This is a genomic window from Pseudomonas nunensis (genome assembly GCF_024296925.1).
GTDB lineage: Bacteria > Pseudomonadota > Gammaproteobacteria > Pseudomonadales > Pseudomonadaceae > Aquipseudomonas > Aquipseudomonas nunensis.
The window spans coordinates 3,866,776-3,882,547 of the sequence record NZ_CP101125.1; the positions used below are offsets into that span (position 1 = coordinate 3,866,776).

A 15,772-nucleotide genomic window follows, 5' to 3' on the forward strand; every position below is an offset into this window, starting at 1 on the left:
TCGATTAAAGAATTAACGCTGTTCGAGGGCCGAAGGCAGTGCCTCGGCCGGCTCATCGGATGCGTGGACGGGAAAACGCCAGGCGCAGGGCAGCGCCAGCAAAACCAGGATGCCGGTGGCCATGAACACTTCACTGATTGCCCCCGGCGTAGCGGCGGAATCAACCCCGGTCCCGAGACGAAACTCGAGCCAGAGTGAAGCGATGACGATGGCCAGTGACGACACGAGGCGCCGGGAAATGTTGTTCATCGCCGCGCCCTGGGTGACCATCGGTTCGGGCAGCGCATTGAGCCCGGCGGTGGTAATCGGGATGTACGACAAACCGAGCCCGGCGCCGCGCACCATCATCAGGAAGAACACCACGCCGATGGAGGTGCCGGCACCGAGCAGGCCCAGGCCCAGCGTCGCGGCGCCGGTCAGCAACAGCCCCCAGAGCACCACGCCTCGCGGACCGTGCCGATCCAGCCAGCGACCGCCGAGATGCCCAAACAGACTGGCAAACGCCGCGGTGCACAGCAGCGACAAACCGGTCCAGATCGCGCTGTAACCCATCACCACTTGCACCAGCAGCGGCAGCAACACCAGGCACTCGAACATGCCGACCGACTGCACCACCGCGATGATCACGCTCAGGCGATAACCGCGCAGGGCGAAGATCCGCAGATTGAGCAGTGGTGAGGTGCGGTTCAGTTCCAGGCGCACAAAGGCGACCAGACACAGGATCGCCGCCAGCAACATGCCGAGGTTGAGCGGATCGGTCAGGGCTTCGGCGTGACGCAAACGCCCCACCGCGACCATCAGCAGGCCAATGCCCGCCGCAATCAGCAGGTAGCCCGCCAAGTCGAACGGTTTGCGCTCGGACGCTTCGGAGGCCGGCAGCACGGCCACGCCAAGAATCAACGCGACGATGCCAATCGGCACATTCATCAGGAACAGCGAACGCCAACTGAACCACTCCAGCATCAGGCTGCCGCACAACGGCCCCAACGCCGGCGCCAGCATCACCGCAGCACCCCACATTCCCGTGACTCGGCCCCGCTCGCCTTTGGCGTAAACCGAAAAAATGATCGCCAACGACAGCGGGATCATCAGCCCGCTGGCAATACCCTGCACCACCCGCGCGGTGATCACCAGCGCGATGGAATTGGCCAGCGCACCCATCAGCGAGCCGCAGACAAACAGCGCCACGCCCCATAAATAGAGACGCTTGCGCCCTACCCGCTGGCTGAGAAAACTGGTGAGCGGCATGGTCATGCCCATGCTCACCATGAATGCCGCGACGATCCACGTGGCCAGCAGCGGACCGATCTCGAAGGCAGTCATGAACGCCGGTAATGCCGGGTTGAGCGAGCTGTTATTCAGGCTGACGGTCAATGTGCCCAACAGCACATTGACCACCACCAGCCAGCGCGGAGCGGCGACCGTCAAACCCAAGAGGCGCCTCCTGCGTCTTGCACGAACAGCTGTGGCGGTCGCGGATGACAGAGGAAATCGGCGTGGGAGATGTTGTAGCCGTAGGCACCGGCCAGCGGCAGCACCAGCATGTCGCCGACTTCGACACCGGTCAGCGGGCAATCGCGGCTCAGCACATCCTTGGGCGTGCAAAGTTGCCCGACCACGGTCCATTTCTGCTGCACTGCACCGGAGGTTGCGGGATGCCGTGGCAGATGAATCACCGGGTGATCGTGCCCCTGCGCCACCGGCAGGCGGAAATGGTGGGTGCCGCCGCGACAGACCAGGAAGTGCTTGCCGTGACTGGTTTTGCTGTCCAGCACTTCGATCGCGTAATAGCCGCAATACGCACTGATGAAACGACCGGGCTCGAAGCGCACGATCGGCGCATCGGCACACGCCGCCAGGGATTCCCCCAGATGAGTGCACAAACGCTGCCAATCGAATTGCTGCGGACCGAGGTAATTCACGCCGATGCCGCCGCCGACATTAAGGTGGGTGATGGTCGCAGGATTCGCCGACAACGCCTTCCATTGCGGCCAGCGTTCCAGGTACAGGTCCAGCAGTTGCTCGTGACGTTCCACCAGCGACTGATGGGACATCGCGTGCACATGGAAACCCTTGAGCCGCAGGTGACTGGCGTTATCCACCCAGCTCACCGCTTGGGCCAGTTCCGACTCGTCAATCCCGAACGGCGTAGCAGTGCCGGCCATCGCCAGTTTGCTCGACAGTGGCGACGGCAGTTCCGGGTTGATCCGCAGCAACACGTCCTGCACCCGCCCCGCTTCCAGCGCCAGCCGTTGCAGACGGACGATTTCATTCAGGCTTTCGATGTGAATCGCTTCGACCTGATGTTGCAGCGCTGAACGCAGGTCGGAGTCGAGTTTGCCGGGACCGGAGAAGATGAACGGTTTGGGCGTCGGGCAAGTATGGAGCCGATCAATCTCGCCGCCGGAGGAAATCTCGAAGCCGTGCACCAACGGCGCCACGGTGGCGAGGATTTGCGGTTCGCTGTTGGCCTTAATCGCGTAGTAAAGCTCCACGCCTTTGGGCAGTGCCGCCATCACTTGAGTGACGTGCTGTTTCAGCGCGTCCAGGTCGTAGATGAACAGCGCCAGCGGGTCTTCGTTTTGGATACGGGCTTCGTCGATAGCGGCCAGCACCGTTGCGGGCAGCTTATCCATGCAGGGTCTCCTTGCCCCACGGGGACTCCAGGGTGACGTAGCCGGCCTGACGATCAGCCTTGGCCGCCAGACGCACTTTCAGGTTGGTCTTGCAGGCAATCGGCTGACCGTCGATCAGCGCATCCAGCTCCGGTGCCGCGCGAGTCAGTTCGGCGCGGATGCTGATCAGTTGCTGCTCGACCCGTTGCCACATCAGCGGCGCCAGGTGCGGACGCTCCCAACTCAGGGCCAGCACGGCCTCGGACAAGTTGTTGACGAACAGGCAATAGACGATGCGGTTCCAGCCTTGTGCGCGGGTATAGAGCAACGACTCACGCACCCGTGGATGCACGTCGGCGTCGATCCGCGAGGCACCGAGTTCTTCGGTCAGTTTCACCCCTTCGAAATCCCGCAGCAGCAGGCGTTGCGGGCGACCGTTGTCATGCACCAACACGCTGTTTTGCAGGTGCGGTTCCATGACGATGCCGTGGTTGAAGAACAGCGCGAGCACCGGTCGCAGCAGCAGCGCTTGGTAATCATCGAACCAGCTCAACAGTTGTTGATCGTCGATGTCGTTGCCGTTGAAACGGCTCAGGAACTCATGCACCAACGGCCGCAGATGCAGGCCGCGAGCGAACAGCGTGCCGGCCATGATGCTGCAGTCGGTGCCGCTGTCGAGGCAGAAGTTCTCGCGCAGGATTGCTCCGGTCTGTTCACGGAACCAATGGCTGTCGGCTTCGCTGGCGCAGTGCGGCGCCCAGCTCAACAGGCCCGGTTCGGCCACCACCGACAAACCGCCAAGTGTCTCGGGCTGGGTCAGTTGCAGGTTGCGGAAAATGCGGTCGATCATCAGCGCACTTTCCAGTTCGTACCAGGCGTTTTTCCTGACGCAATTGGTGATGCGCACATTCAATGAGCCCTTGATAAAGAACTCATGACCTTCGATGTACCAGGTGCGGATCGACGCCGTGGGATTGGCCATCAGGCCCGTGGCGCCGAGATCGACAATCGCTTTGGACTTGAGCAATTGCTGCACCCGCCCGTCCTGCATGAACAACTGCGCCTGGACCGGGTGCATGCAAATCACTGCGTGCCCCGGACGCGCCTGGGACTGATCGGCAAAACCGGCCAACACTTGCGCTTTGCTCAGGCCGTTGGCGCCGACGCTCAAGCCTTCCAGCGGCACTTCGAACAGGTGCAACGACGTGCGCGCCTGGAATTCCGGAGCGTAGGTTTCCTGGGCAAGATGCGCTGGCCACAGTCGCGCCTTAGGTGCCGGGTGGTTCGGGTGACCAAACCACAAGCCCTGTTCGCTGGCCAGGTAACCGCTGAGCGGGTCCGAATCCTTCGGGGTGTTGTGGCCGACGATGGCGGCGGTCAGCAACTGGCTTTGCAGCACCTGATCCAGCAACTCGTCGTTGCTGGCGCGGGTCATGTGTTCGCACGCCGTGAGCAACTGCTCGACGAACTCGGAAAACCCCAGGCACGACCAGTCGCCCTCGCCGCGCCGGGCATAAACGTCCGACAGGTAACGGTGACTGCCGAGACCGTCACGGCGGTCCACCATCACAAAGAATTGCTGCTGGTTGGGCAGCTTGATGGTCAGGGGAATGCCCTTCCATTCCAGACCGTCGAGGTAACTGCCCGGAGCGATACCTTGCATCTGCGTCGGCCAACTGTAACTGAGGCAGTTTTCCGGCAAGGCGAACTCTTTGATCAAGCAATTAAGCAACGCGCACGTCGTTGCCAATTCACTGACCATATTCGGTAACACATTGCGATTTGGATGATTCATGGGTGCTCCACAGTAGCCCGTGAGGTCACTGAATACGTCTCGCGAAAAAATTAGTTGCTGATCGACTGATTTAACGGCCGAAGAAACTCCACATAACGACATGACTTCGTTGAGCCTTTTAAATAATCAATGGCATCTGCACCAACACCCTAAAACTGAAACATGGCGATTGGCTTACGCAACTTCGATGGATTAACTCAAGGGCGCAACTGCAATAAAGCAGCGGCCACGGCGTTATCAAAACGCTGAATCACTTGTTGGCATTGTTCATCGTCGATAATCAACGGTGGCAACAAACGGATAACATTGCCCTTGCGCCCGCCGCGTTCCAGCAACAAGCCTTGTTTGAAACACTGTTGCTGGATGGCCACGGCCAGCGCCGGGTCCATCGGGAAATGCCCGTGGCGATCAGCCGGTTGGCGTTCGTCGACAATCTCGATGCCCAGCATCAAACCGCGACCGCGCACCTGGCCCAGCGCCGGATAGTGCTTCTGCAACCCGACCAACCGGTCCTTGAGCCACTGGCCACGGCGCTCGGCGTGGGCTGCGAGGTGTTGCTGTTGCAGCACCTGCATCGTGGCCAGCCCGGCGGCCATGGCCATCTGGTTGCCGCGGAAGGTACCGGCGTGGTTGCCCGGCTCCCACGCGTCGAACTCGCGACGGATGCCTAGCACCGCCATGGGCAAACCGCCGCCGAGGGCTTTGGACATGACGATCAGGTCCGGCTCGATTTCGGCGTGCTCAAAGGCAAACATCTTGCCGGTGCGACCAAAACCGGTCTGCACTTCGTCGAGGATCAGCAGGATGCCATGCTTGCGCGTCACCTCGCGGATCGCTCGCAGCCAACTGACCGGGGCGCAGTTGACCCCGCCCTCGCCTTGCACCGCTTCGAGAATTACCGCTGCGGGCAGCGACACGCCGCTTTCGACGTCTTCAATGAACTGGGAGAAATAGTGGGTCAGCGCCTCGACCCCGGCCTCGCCGCCAATGCCTAGCGGGCAGCGGTATTCGTGGGGGAACGGCATGAACTGCACCCCCGGCATCAGGCTAGCGATCGCATTTTTCGGCGCGGTGTTGCCGGTCAGGGCCAGGGCGCCGTGGGTCATGCCGTGGTAGGCCCCGGAGAAACTGATGATGTTGTTGCGCCCGGTGTAGGTCTTGGCCAGTTTCAGCGCCGCTTCCACTGCATCCGCCCCGGACGGCCCGCAAAATTGCAGGCAGTAATCGCGCCCCTGGTCCGGCAACAGGCTGAGCAGCGTCTCGCAGAAGGCATCTTTGACCGGTGTCGTCAGGTCCAGAGTGTGCATCGGCAAGCCAGACGTGAGGAAGCTGTCGAGGCAGGCCATGACCGCCGGGTGATTGTGCCCCAGGGCCAACGTACCAGCGCCGGCCAGGCAATCGAGATAAGTATTGCCCTCGACGTCAGTTACCCAGACTCCGTGTGCCTTGGCAATTGCCAGTGGCAATTTACGCGGATAGCTGCGTACATTTGATTCGAACTTGCTTTGTCGAGCCAGATAGTCGGCATTGGTTTTTTGCAATGGATTAGAGTGCAATAAGCCATCATTCAACATCGGTTTATCCTCGATAAGTTTCGATATGCAAACTATTCCCATTTAGAAATGGACGCAACTACTGGCCCTGACTTTTTTGGAATATTTACATAACTTGATATCCAGCTATTAAAACTTTTCGCGCACACAACCTCACAAGTTATGAAAACCTGAGAGTCGATCATCAGTGCCATTATCCGGCCATGTTCTTGTTATAAATCTGACAACTTTGTTATTACCTTGGAGCAGGCACTAACTTATAGAAATGTATCGTGATAGTTCATCAAGTCAGGGTGAGCATGGTTTCTTCCTCTAAAGGAAATAGCTGACTGCGGCGCCCCTCCCTGTGGCGCAGCGCACGTTTGAATGGATTCAGAAGTCGACGGTCGCCGACAGGAGATAGGTTCGTGGGGTCGACAGCGTCAATCCAGGCTCGCTGTCATCCGAGGCACCGGCCGAACTCCAGTAGCGTTTGTCCGCCACGTTCTCGACGTTGGCACGCAAGGTGATGTTCTTTTCGTCGACCTTAAAGGCGTAGCGAGCGCCGACATCCATACGCGTCCAGGAATCGATTTCCTTGACGTTGGACTGGTCCAGGTACTGCGAGCTGGAATAGATGGCGCGGCTGGTCAGGGTCAAGCCTTCCACGGAGCGCACGTCATATTCGGCGCCGACGTTGACGTTGTATTTCGGCGTCGCAGGCGCACGATTGCCGTCGAAGGTGCCATTGGTGGTGTTTTTCAATTCGCTGTCGATGTACATGACGCCGCCGAGCAAGCGGACTCCTTCGAGCGGTTCGCCAAACATGCTCACTTCCACGCCGGTGTTTTCGCGCTTGCCGTTCGGGCCGAAGACGCGCGTCTGGGCGTTGGTCTCATAGGCCGGCTGCTTGATGCGGAATACTGCGGCGGTGACGGCGAACGGACCCGCGTCATACTTGGCACCGACCTCAACCGAACGGCTGATGAACGGTGGGAAGATTTCGTCTTCGTTCACCGAAGTCGACGGCGCGATCTTGCCCTGGCTCAGGCCTTCCATGTAGTTGGCGTACAGCGAAAGCTTGTCGGTGGCCTTGAACAGGATGCCGCCCGACGGCGAAACTTTTTCCTCGTCGTAGGCCGTGTCGCCTTTGATATTGTCCGACCAGTCGTCAACCTTCACGCGCTGCCAGCGGGCACCGAGTGTCAGCAGTACACGGTCATCGAAAAAGCCCAGAGTGTCGGACAACGCCACGCCGCTGAAGCGGTTCTCGGTGTAAACCTTGGGATCCTGTCGCGTGGGTCGGACCGGCGTCGGCGTTTCCACCGGGTCATAGAGGTTGCTGGGGGACGCGGCATAACGGGCGCCGCCGTTTTCAAAGTCCATGTAGAAGTAGCTGGCTGCCAGGTTGACTTCATGGCTTACCGGACCGGTATGGAACCAGTTGCGCACACCGAAATTGGCCGTGCGGACATTTTCGTCACGGGTGAAGTCGCGCGGTTGAACGCTGAAATCGCCCGCGTCGTTGGTAACCGAAACGGCATGCCGGAGGAAGTCATGATTACTTTTCCGGGCGCCCACACCACCGTAGAGCATTACGGAATCACTGACATCGAATTCGCCATTCACCGTGCCGAAGGTGTCCTTGGTCCGGGCCTTGCTCCAAGGCTGCGCATAGTTGCTGCGGACTTCGCTGGCATGCGGAACCTGGGCGTTGGCGCCGACGATCACACGCTCCTGCGGGGCGTCGGTATCACGCTCGGTGTGCCCGACGTCGGTCGAGAGGCGCAGGCGCTCACCGCGAAAATCCAGGCCCAGCACGAACATGTCGCGGTCGACGCTCTGGTGATCCCATTCGGTATCACCGGACTGCTTCACGCCGTTGAAGCGCAAACCGAACTTGTCATCCTCACCAAAGCGCCGACCGATATCCACGGCGCCGCCGATCTGGTTGTTGGAGGCGTAGTTGGTAGTGAACGAGGTGATCGGCTTGTCGGTGGCGCGTTTGGGCACCACGTTGATCCCGCCACCGACGCTGCCCCGGGGCGAGATGCCGTTGATGAGCTGGCTCGGGCCTTTGAGGATGTCGACGCGGTCAGCCATCTCCATGTCGATCGTGTAAGTCGGCAGCACACCGTAGAGGCCGTTGTAGGAAACATCGCTGTTGAACAGGCTGAGACCGCGAATGGTGAACTGCTCATAACGTCCGCCCGCCGGGTTGGTCGCACGAACGGAAGGATCGCTGGCAACCAGATCGCCCAAGGTCCGCGCCTGCTGGTTCTTGACCGCCTCACTGGTGTAGGTGGTCATGCTGAACGGCGTTTCCATGAAGTCTTTTGAGCCCAGCAAGCCTTGCGAGCCTTTGCGCGCGACCTGGCCACCGGCATACACCTCGCCGTCCGATCCGCCTGTGGCACCGAGAATCGAAGTCGGCGCCAGTTGCAGGCTGCCGCCTTCCGGCGCCGGGGTCAGGATGTAGGCCTGTTCGCCCACCGGTTGCAGTTGCAGACCGGAACCTTGCAACAGCCGGGCAAAGCCCTCTTCGACGGCGAAGTCACCGGAAAGACCCGGGCTGTTACGCCCGCTGACGAGTGCCGGGTCCACCGACAGATTGACTCCGGCAAGCCCCGCGAAACGGGTCAACGCGGCACTGAGGCTGCCGGCTGGCACCTGATAACTGCGTTTAGACGCATCGGCAGCCCAACCGGAAGTGATGAACAACGGGCAGGCACTCAGGCTCAATAACAGACTCAAGTGCAACAACGGGCGCAGCCTGGATGGAGCCAGACGCGTACTGCAAGGCATCACTGCGGGCATTGAGAATCTCTCTGATTTCGTTTCACTTGCCTTCAATGACAAGCGACGCGAAAAAAGGGGACACACCTCAAACAATATTTTTGCGCGGCAGCAGCGTTACCCAATAACGCGTACGCGAATGCACCTCCAGCGGCAGGCTGGCCGCTAGCAACGCAAGGATGCGATCAGTGTCTTCCAGACGAAAACTGCCGGTGACGCGCAGGGATTCCAGTTCCGGCTCCCAACGCAACACACCAGCGCGATAGGTGCTGAGCTCGCGCAGAAAATCCCCCAGAGGCTGGTTCTGCGCCATCAGCACACCGTCACGCCAGCCTGGGGCGAGCACGTCGAATGGCTCGACAGCGCCGGCGCCCATCGCCTGAAGGTTGACTTGCTGGCCGCCGCGCAAGGAAAAGACCGGCCCGCGCAAAGGCTGCAACTGCACCGTGCCTTTAAGCACCGAGACCTTGCATCCTGCCTGCCCCTGACGAACGCAGACTTCGCTCTGACTGACGATCACTTGCCCGAAGTGCGTCTGGATCGTCAGCGGCGAGGTCCCGGGCACGTTCAGCGCGATTTCGCCTTCCACGAGTTTCAGCAGCCGATTCTTCATGTCGATATCGACGGCGCTCGCGGTATTCAATTGCAGCGTGCTGCCATCGGCCAACTGGACTTTCTTGCCCTCCCCGGTTGCCGTTCGCAGGTCGGCACTCCAGACATCCAGCGGCAACTGTCGACTGATCAGCCAGGCGGCCGGAACCAGCGCCACGGCGCCGACAGCGCGTTTGAGGACGGTGCGCCGACTCGCTTGCGGCCGATCCAGACTGGCCATCGCCAAGGCTGGAGGCAAGTCGGCAAAACGCTGGCGCAAGAGTTGCGCTTTTTGCCAGGCTTGTTCGTGACTGGAATGACTGTCGCGCCAGCTCTGCAACTCGGCACGATCGCGCTCATTGGCAGAGCCGGACTCCATCAGCGCCAGCCACCGCGCGGCGGCCCGCACGACCTGGCGGGCTTCAGCCGAAGGTGCTGAACCGATCACAGCTCCACCAGCAGGCAATGTTCATAGGCTTGAGCCATATAGCGCTTGATCGTGCGTTCCGAGACTTGCAGGCGTTCGGCGATCTCTTGATAACCCAGGCCTTCGAGCTGACTCCAGAGAAACGCCCGTCGCACCGGGCTCGGCAAGCCATCGAGCAATTCGTCCAGGGCTTGCAGGGTTTCCAGCAGGATCCAGCGCTGCTCGGGGGACGGCACGCAGTCCTCTGGCAGCAGCGCAAATGCACTGAGATAGGCCTGCTCCAGGCTGCGGCGCTTGTAGAAGTTGGTCAGCAGGCGCTTGCCCACTGTCGCCAGGTAGGCGCGGGGTTCTTGCAGGTCGGCGATGCTCTGGGAGCTGGCGAGTAAACGCACGAACGTGTCCTGACTCAGGTCCGCGGCATCACTGCCGTTGCTCATGCGTCGTCTTAACCAACTTTCGAGCCAGCCCCGGTGGTCGCGGTACAGGTCGTGGAAGGTTTGCCCCGTCGGCATCGCTGCATCACTCATCTAATGGAACCCTGCGCGAAGAAATATTTTAAATGCGACTCATTCTAATTAGTGATGGGACTTCAAATAAAGCGCTTTGTGCGGTTTGCACCCAGTAAATACTTGAATAAATCAGTCACGAGAGGGGGATTTCGGCACGCAAGCACCGGTTAATCAGGGCTGCGGGTATTTGAGAGGAATTATCACGAAACGTCAGAATTCATTGCAGATCGCGCCTGTTCGGCGGATGCGAATCCCTGAGGCGAGGGAAAAGGAAGGAAAAGCCAAATCGCAGACACAAAAAACCCCGGTCTTTCGACCAGGGTCTTTGCTATCGACTCGAAGTGGATACTGGCATGACCAGCGTCTTTCTTCGTAGCTTCAAGGCGTTCAGTGGGCCTTGAAGCAGATATGGCGCAGCGGACGGGACTCGAACCCGCGACCCCCGGCGTGACAGGCCGGTATTCTAACCGACTGAACTACCGCTGCGTATCGCTTTGGACTTGCGTCCAATTAACTCGTCTGACTGAAAGCTTCGAGGCTTTCAATCTCGAACCAGGGCAAAACCTGCTTCGCAAATATGGCGCAGCGGACGGGACTCGAACCCGCGACCCCCGGCGTGACAGGCCGGTATTCTAACCGACTGAACTACCGCTGCGCGTCGGTGGAGGCTTTTAAAAGCTTCCATCTTGCTTTCGCAAGACTCTCGGAAGTGGTGGGTGATGACGGGATCGAACCGCCGACATTCTGCTTGTAAGGCAGACGCTCTCCCAGCTGAGCTAATCACCCGTTTGCATCTCCGAGGCCGCGAAATTTACGCAGGTAGCGAACCTAAGTCAATAGCAGGATTGAAGTTTTTCTGAAAAAGACAAAATCGTGTCATTCGACAGCGCGTTGCCAACCGCCATCATCATGCTTATGCCGACAGACCGCTTTCGCGAGCAAGTCGAATCGTCGCACCGCCGCTCCCACAGTTGATTGGCAGTAAACAGATATTATGTGTACGACACACAAACCCACTGTGGGAGCGGGCTTGCTCGCGAAGACGGCGGTACATTCAGCATCAATGCATCCAGAATGATGCGGACTACTCGCTGTAGATCATCTTCTTAGTCATGCCGCCATCCACCACGAACTCCTGGCCCGTGACGAAACCGGCATTCCTGGATAACAACCACGCCACCATCGCCGCCACGTCCTCGACCGTCCCTACCCTGCCCGCCGGATGCTGGGCATGGTCGGCATCGGTCAACGGTTCGGCACGCCGTGCCGTCGGATCCCGGGCATCGATCCAGCCGGGGCTGACCGCGTTGACGCGGATCTCTGGCCCCAGACTGATCGCCAACGCGTGAGTCAGGGCTAACAGGCCGCCCTTGCTCGCCGCGTAAGCCTCTGTGTCCGGTTCCGACTGCCCGGCGCGGGTCGAGGCCAGATTAACGATTGCACCGTTGTGAGCACGCAGGTACGGCGCACAGTGCTTGGCCAGCAACATCGGCCCACTGAGGTTGACCGCCAAAACGCGGTTCCAGTAGGCCAGATCGAGGCTTTCCAGAGTGATGTTATGCGGATCGGCGACCGCCGCGTTGCACACCAGCGCATCCAGACGCCCGAACTGCCCCAGCACTTCGGCGACGCCCAGCGCGACCTGTCCTTCGTTCGAGACGTCCATGGCGATGAACCAGGCGTTGTCGCCCAGCACCTTCGCCACTTTCGAACCGCGAATGCGATCCAGGTCCGTCAACACCACTTGCCAGCCTTCGCTGATCAGCCAGGCCGCGATGCCCAGGCCGATACCGCGTGCGGCACCGGTAACCAGCGCCACACGACCATGGGTGCCCGTACTCGGCGTAGACAACTCGATCACAAGGCAGCCAACCCGCGCGCCAGATCGGCTTGCAGGTCGGCTACATCTTCCAGGCCGACCGCGATGCGGATCAGGCTGTCACGGATGCCCGCCGCTTCACGCTCTTGCGGCGCCAGACGGCCGTGGGAGGTGGTGCTCGGGTGGGTGATAGTGGTCTTGGTGTCGCCGAGGTTGGCGGTGATGGAAATCAAACGGGTCGCATCGATAAAGCGCCACGCGCCCTCTTTGCCGCCCTTGACCTCGAAACTCACGACCGCGCCGAAGCCCTTCTGCTGACGCAGGGCCAGCTCATGCTGCGGATGGCTTTTGAGACCGGCGTAATGCACTTTCTCGATACCGTCCTGCTGCTCCAGCCATTCGGCCAGTTGCTGGGCGTTGGCACAGTGAGCCTTCATCCGCAGGTTCAGGGTTTCGAGGCCCTTGAGGAAAATCCAGGCGTTGAATGGGCTGAGGGTCGGCCCGGCGGTACGCAGGAAGCCGACGATTTCTTTCATCTGCTCGCTGCGACCAGCCACCACGCCGCCCATGCAACGGCCTTGGCCGTCGATGAACTTGGTCGCCGAGTGCACAACGATGTCTGCGCCGAGCTTCAACGGCTGTTGCAAGGCCGGCGTGCAGAAGCAGTTGTCGACCACTAGCATCGCGCCTTTGGCGTGAGCGATTTTCGACAGTTCGGCGATGTCCACCAACTCGGCCAGCGGGTTGGACGGCGATTCGACGAACAGCAACTTGGTGTTGGCCTTGATCGCCGCATCCCAGCCGGACAGGTCCGCCAGCGGCACGTAGTCGACTTCGATGCCGAAGCGCTTGAAGTACTTTTCGAACAGACTGATGGTCGAGCCGAACACGCTGCGCGACACCAGCACGTGGTCGCCAGCGCTGCACAGGCTCATCACCACCGCCATGATCGCAGCCATGCCAGTGGCCGTGGCCACCGCTTGCTCGGCGCTTTCCAGCGCGGCGATACGCTCTTCGAACGCACGCACGGTCGGGTTGGTGTAGCGCGAGTAAACGTTACCCGGCACTTCACCGGAAAAACGCGCCGCCGCATCGGCAGCGGTGCGGAATACGTAGCTGGAGGTGAAGAACATCGGATCACCGTGTTCGCCTTCCGGCGTACGGTGCTGACCGGCGCGTACGGCCAGGGTATCGAACGCTACGCCATCGAGGTCGCTGTCCAGCCGACCGGCATCCCAATCCTGACTCATGCTGTCACTCCTTGCCCTACTCGGTAATAGATACAAAACCGGCCTGCAGGAGCATGGCTTGCCCGCGAAGGGACCTTTGGGAACGCCAAAAGCTTCGCGGGCAAGCCTCGCTCCTACAGGCCGTTCGTTTACTCAGTTGTTATACAGATCAATGATCGCGCTGACTGCCTGAGTCTTGACCTTGGAGGCATCGTTACGCGCCTGCTCGATCTTGTTCAGGTAAGCCTCGTCGACATCGCCGGTAACGTACTGGCCGTCGAACACTGCGCAATCGAACTTCTCGATCTTGATCTTGCCGCCACCGACCGCTTCGATCAAGTCAGGCAAGTCCTGATAGATCAACCAGTCAGCACCGATCAGATCAGCCACGTCCTGAGTCGAACGGTTGTGCGCGATCAGTTCGTGAGCGCTCGGCATGTCGATGCCGTAGACGTTCGGGTAGCGAACGGCCGGGGCCGCCGAGCAGAAGTAGACGTTTTTCGCGCCGGCTTCACGGGCCATCTGGATGATCTGCTTGCAGGTGGTGCCGCGAACGATCGAGTCGTCCACCAGCATCACGTTCTTGCCGCGGAATTCCAGTTCGATGGCGTTGAGCTTCTGGCGTACGGATTTTTTCCGTGCAGCCTGGCCCGGCATGATGAAGGTCCGGCCGATGTAGCGGTTCTTCACGAAGCCTTCGCGGAACTTGACGCCCAGGTGGTTCGCCAGCTCCAGGGCAGCGGTGCGGCTGGTGTCCGGGATCGGGATGACCACATCGATGTCGTGCTCAGGACGCTCGCGCAGGATCTTGTCGGCGAGTTTCTCGCCCATGCGCAGACGAGCCTTGTAGACCGACACGCCGTCGATGATCGAGTCCGGACGCGCCAGGTAGACGTGTTCGAAGATGCACGGAGTCAGGGACGGGTTGGTCGCACACTGACGGGTGTGCAGCTTGCCGTCTTCAGTGATGTAGACCGCTTCACCCGGTGCCAGGTCGCGAATCAGGGTGAAACCGAGCACGTCCAGCGACACGCTTTCGGAGGCGATCATGTACTCGACGCCTTCGTCGGTGTGACGCTGGCCGAAGACGATCGGGCGGATGCCGTGCGGGTCGCGGAAACCGACGATGCCGTAGCCGGTGATCATCGCCACGACCGCGTAACCACCGACGCAACGGTTGTGCACGTCAGTTACGGCGGCAAACACGTCTTCTTCGGTAGGCTGCAACTTGCCGCGCTGGGCCAGTTCGTGAGCGAACACGTTGAGCAGCACTTCCGAATCGGAGTTGGTGTTGACGTGGCGCAGGTCAGATTCGTAAATCTCCTTGGCCAGTTGTTCAACGTTGGTCAGGTTACCGTTGTGCGCCAGGGTAATGCCGTAAGGCGAGTTGACGTAAAACGGTTGAGCCTCGGCCGAAGTCGAACTGCCCGCGGTCGGATAACGCACATGGCCAATGCCCATGTGGCCGACCAGGCGCTGCATGTGACGCTGATGGAACACGTCACGCACAAGACCATTGTCCTTGCGCAGGAATAACCGGCCATCATGGCTGGTGACAATACCGGCAGCGTCCTGGCCGCGGTGCTGGAGCACGGTTAGCGCGTCATACAGCGCCTGATTGACGTTCGACTTACCGACGATACCGACGATGCCACACATGCGACGCAACCCCTACTTAATGGATCTGAACTGAACACCACTTACTGAGGCGTTTTGGCCGTCGGCAAGAGGTGATCCTTGAACGGAATTTCAGCGGGTACGCTGATTCCGCTGGCAAGCCACTGACTGCTCCACCCGAGGATCAGGTTTTTGGACCAGTCTGCGACCAATAAAAATTTTGGCACCAGCTGTGATTCTTTCCACCAGCTGTCCTGCTGTACCGGCCCCAGGCTCAACAGCCCGACCGCCACGACCACCAGCAACACGCCACGTGCGGCGCCGAAGGCCATGCCGAGGAATCGATCGGTCCCGGACAGCCCGGTGACGCGAACCAACTCGCCGATAAGATAATTGATCATTGCGCCTACGATTAACGTGGCGACAAACATGATGGCGCAGCCCGTGATCACACGAGCCGAAGGCGTTTCGATGTATCCGGCGAGGTACTCGGACAATGAACCACCGAACATCCAGGCGACGACTCCTGCGATGATCCAGGTCACCAGCGATAATGCTTCTTTAACGAAGCCGCGGCTCAGACTGATCAATGCGGAGATGGCGACGATTGCAACGATCGCCCAGTCAACCCAGGTAAATGGCACAGTGCAGCCTACAGACGGATAAGGCGGCGCATTTTAGCAGAGCCCATGCTTATCGGTAAGCTGCGATTGTCAGTGCATTTCAAATCGGGGCGATAGTATTAACCCTTATCGAGCAGCGCTACGTCCTGTAGCAGCTGGCGAAGCCTGCGTTCGACTGCGCAGCAGTCGCAAATTCAGCCGCCGCGGCCGTAATAAGAC

11 protein-coding genes and 3 tRNA genes are annotated in these 15,772 nt (G+C 60.1%); all 14 read right to left on the bottom strand.

Annotation, left to right across the window (positions count from 1 at the left end; genetic code table 11):
* Positions 1-12 precede the first annotated feature (12 nt).
* The 14 genes from NK667_RS16655 to NK667_RS16720 all read right to left on the bottom strand — a co-directional run bounded on the left by NK667_RS16655 (position 13) and on the right by NK667_RS16720 (position 15,574).
* Positions 13-1,428 carry a DHA2 family efflux MFS transporter permease subunit gene (locus NK667_RS16655; RefSeq protein WP_054616288.1) on the bottom strand — a complete coding sequence of 472 codons (1,416 nt, stop codon included), beginning with the start codon at positions 1,426-1,428 and terminating at the stop codon, positions 13-15.
* On the bottom strand, positions 1,425-2,636 hold the full coding sequence (locus tag NK667_RS16660; protein ID WP_054615501.1) for a type III PLP-dependent enzyme: 1,212 nt from the start codon (positions 2,634-2,636) through the stop codon (positions 1,425-1,427). Before NK667_RS16660 ends, NK667_RS16655 begins: the two co-directional genes overlap by 4 nt.
* Entirely contained in the window at positions 2,629-4,410 is a 1,782-nt protein-coding gene (locus tag NK667_RS16665; protein WP_054615502.1) for an IucA/IucC family protein, read from the bottom strand. The genes NK667_RS16660 and NK667_RS16665 overlap by 8 nt, the downstream gene beginning before the upstream one ends.
* 197 nt (positions 4,411-4,607) lie before the next feature.
* A complete protein-coding gene (locus NK667_RS16670; RefSeq protein ID WP_054615503.1) occupies positions 4,608-5,984 on the bottom strand; it encodes a diaminobutyrate--2-oxoglutarate transaminase in 1,377 nt (458 codons plus the stop codon).
* Between the two features lie 351 nt (positions 5,985-6,335).
* Complete coding sequence (locus NK667_RS16675) at positions 6,336-8,759, bottom strand: TonB-dependent receptor (RefSeq protein ID WP_054615504.1); 2,424 nt, start codon at positions 8,757-8,759, stop codon at positions 6,336-6,338.
* Positions 8,760-8,826: 67 nt separating this feature from the next.
* A complete protein-coding gene (locus NK667_RS16680) occupies positions 8,827-9,777 on the bottom strand; it encodes a FecR domain-containing protein (protein WP_054615505.1) in 951 nt (316 codons plus the stop codon).
* Entirely contained in the window at positions 9,774-10,283 is a 510-nt protein-coding gene (locus NK667_RS16685; protein ID WP_054615506.1) for a sigma-70 family RNA polymerase sigma factor, read from the bottom strand. The genes NK667_RS16680 and NK667_RS16685 overlap by 4 nt, the downstream gene beginning before the upstream one ends.
* A gap of 391 nt (positions 10,284-10,674) precedes the next feature.
* A tRNA-Asp gene (locus NK667_RS16690) sits at positions 10,675-10,751 on the bottom strand.
* A 92-nt stretch (positions 10,752-10,843) separates the two neighbouring features.
* A tRNA-Asp gene (locus NK667_RS16695) sits at positions 10,844-10,920 on the bottom strand.
* Positions 10,921-10,975: 55 nt separating this feature from the next.
* Positions 10,976-11,051 (bottom strand) — tRNA-Val (locus NK667_RS16700).
* A gap of 298 nt (positions 11,052-11,349) precedes the next feature.
* Positions 11,350-12,126 (bottom strand): SDR family oxidoreductase, encoded by a 777-nt coding sequence (locus tag NK667_RS16705; protein WP_054615507.1) that lies wholly within the window; start codon positions 12,124-12,126, stop codon positions 11,350-11,352.
* Entirely contained in the window at positions 12,123-13,334 is a 1,212-nt protein-coding gene (locus NK667_RS16710; RefSeq protein ID WP_054615508.1) for an O-succinylhomoserine sulfhydrylase, read from the bottom strand. Before NK667_RS16710 ends, NK667_RS16705 begins: the two co-directional genes overlap by 4 nt.
* A 132-nt stretch (positions 13,335-13,466) precedes the next feature.
* Positions 13,467-14,972: an amidophosphoribosyltransferase gene (purF, locus tag NK667_RS16715; protein ID WP_054052943.1), complete on the bottom strand. Its 1,506-nt coding sequence runs from the start codon at positions 14,970-14,972 to the stop codon at positions 13,467-13,469.
* Between the two features lie 41 nt (positions 14,973-15,013).
* Positions 15,014-15,574: a CvpA family protein gene (locus NK667_RS16720; protein WP_054615509.1), complete on the bottom strand. Its 561-nt coding sequence runs from the start codon at positions 15,572-15,574 to the stop codon at positions 15,014-15,016.
* Positions 15,575-15,772 lie beyond the last annotated feature (198 nt).

What these genes read in the sequence shown, in the direction of transcription:
- NK667_RS16675 (WP_054615504.1), bottom strand. Translation starts at nt 8,759, where the DNA reads ATGCCCGCAGTGATGCCTTGCAGTACGCGTCTGGCTCCATCCAGGCTG.
- purF (WP_054052943.1), bottom strand. Translation starts at nt 14,972, where the DNA reads ATGTGTGGCATCGTCGGTATCGTCGGTAAGTCGAACGTCAATCAGGCG.
- NK667_RS16710 (WP_054615508.1), bottom strand. Translation starts at nt 13,334, where the DNA reads ATGAGTCAGGATTGGGATGCCGGTCGGCTGGACAGCGACCTCGATGGC.
- NK667_RS16660 (WP_054615501.1), bottom strand. Translation starts at nt 2,636, where the DNA reads ATGGATAAGCTGCCCGCAACGGTGCTGGCCGCTATCGACGAAGCCCGT.
- NK667_RS16685 (WP_054615506.1), bottom strand. Translation starts at nt 10,283, where the DNA reads ATGAGTGATGCAGCGATGCCGACGGGGCAAACCTTCCACGACCTGTAC.
- NK667_RS16665 (WP_054615502.1), bottom strand. Translation starts at nt 4,410, where the DNA reads ATGAATCATCCAAATCGCAATGTGTTACCGAATATGGTCAGTGAATTG.
- NK667_RS16670 (WP_054615503.1), bottom strand. Translation starts at nt 5,984, where the DNA reads ATGTTGAATGATGGCTTATTGCACTCTAATCCATTGCAAAAAACCAAT.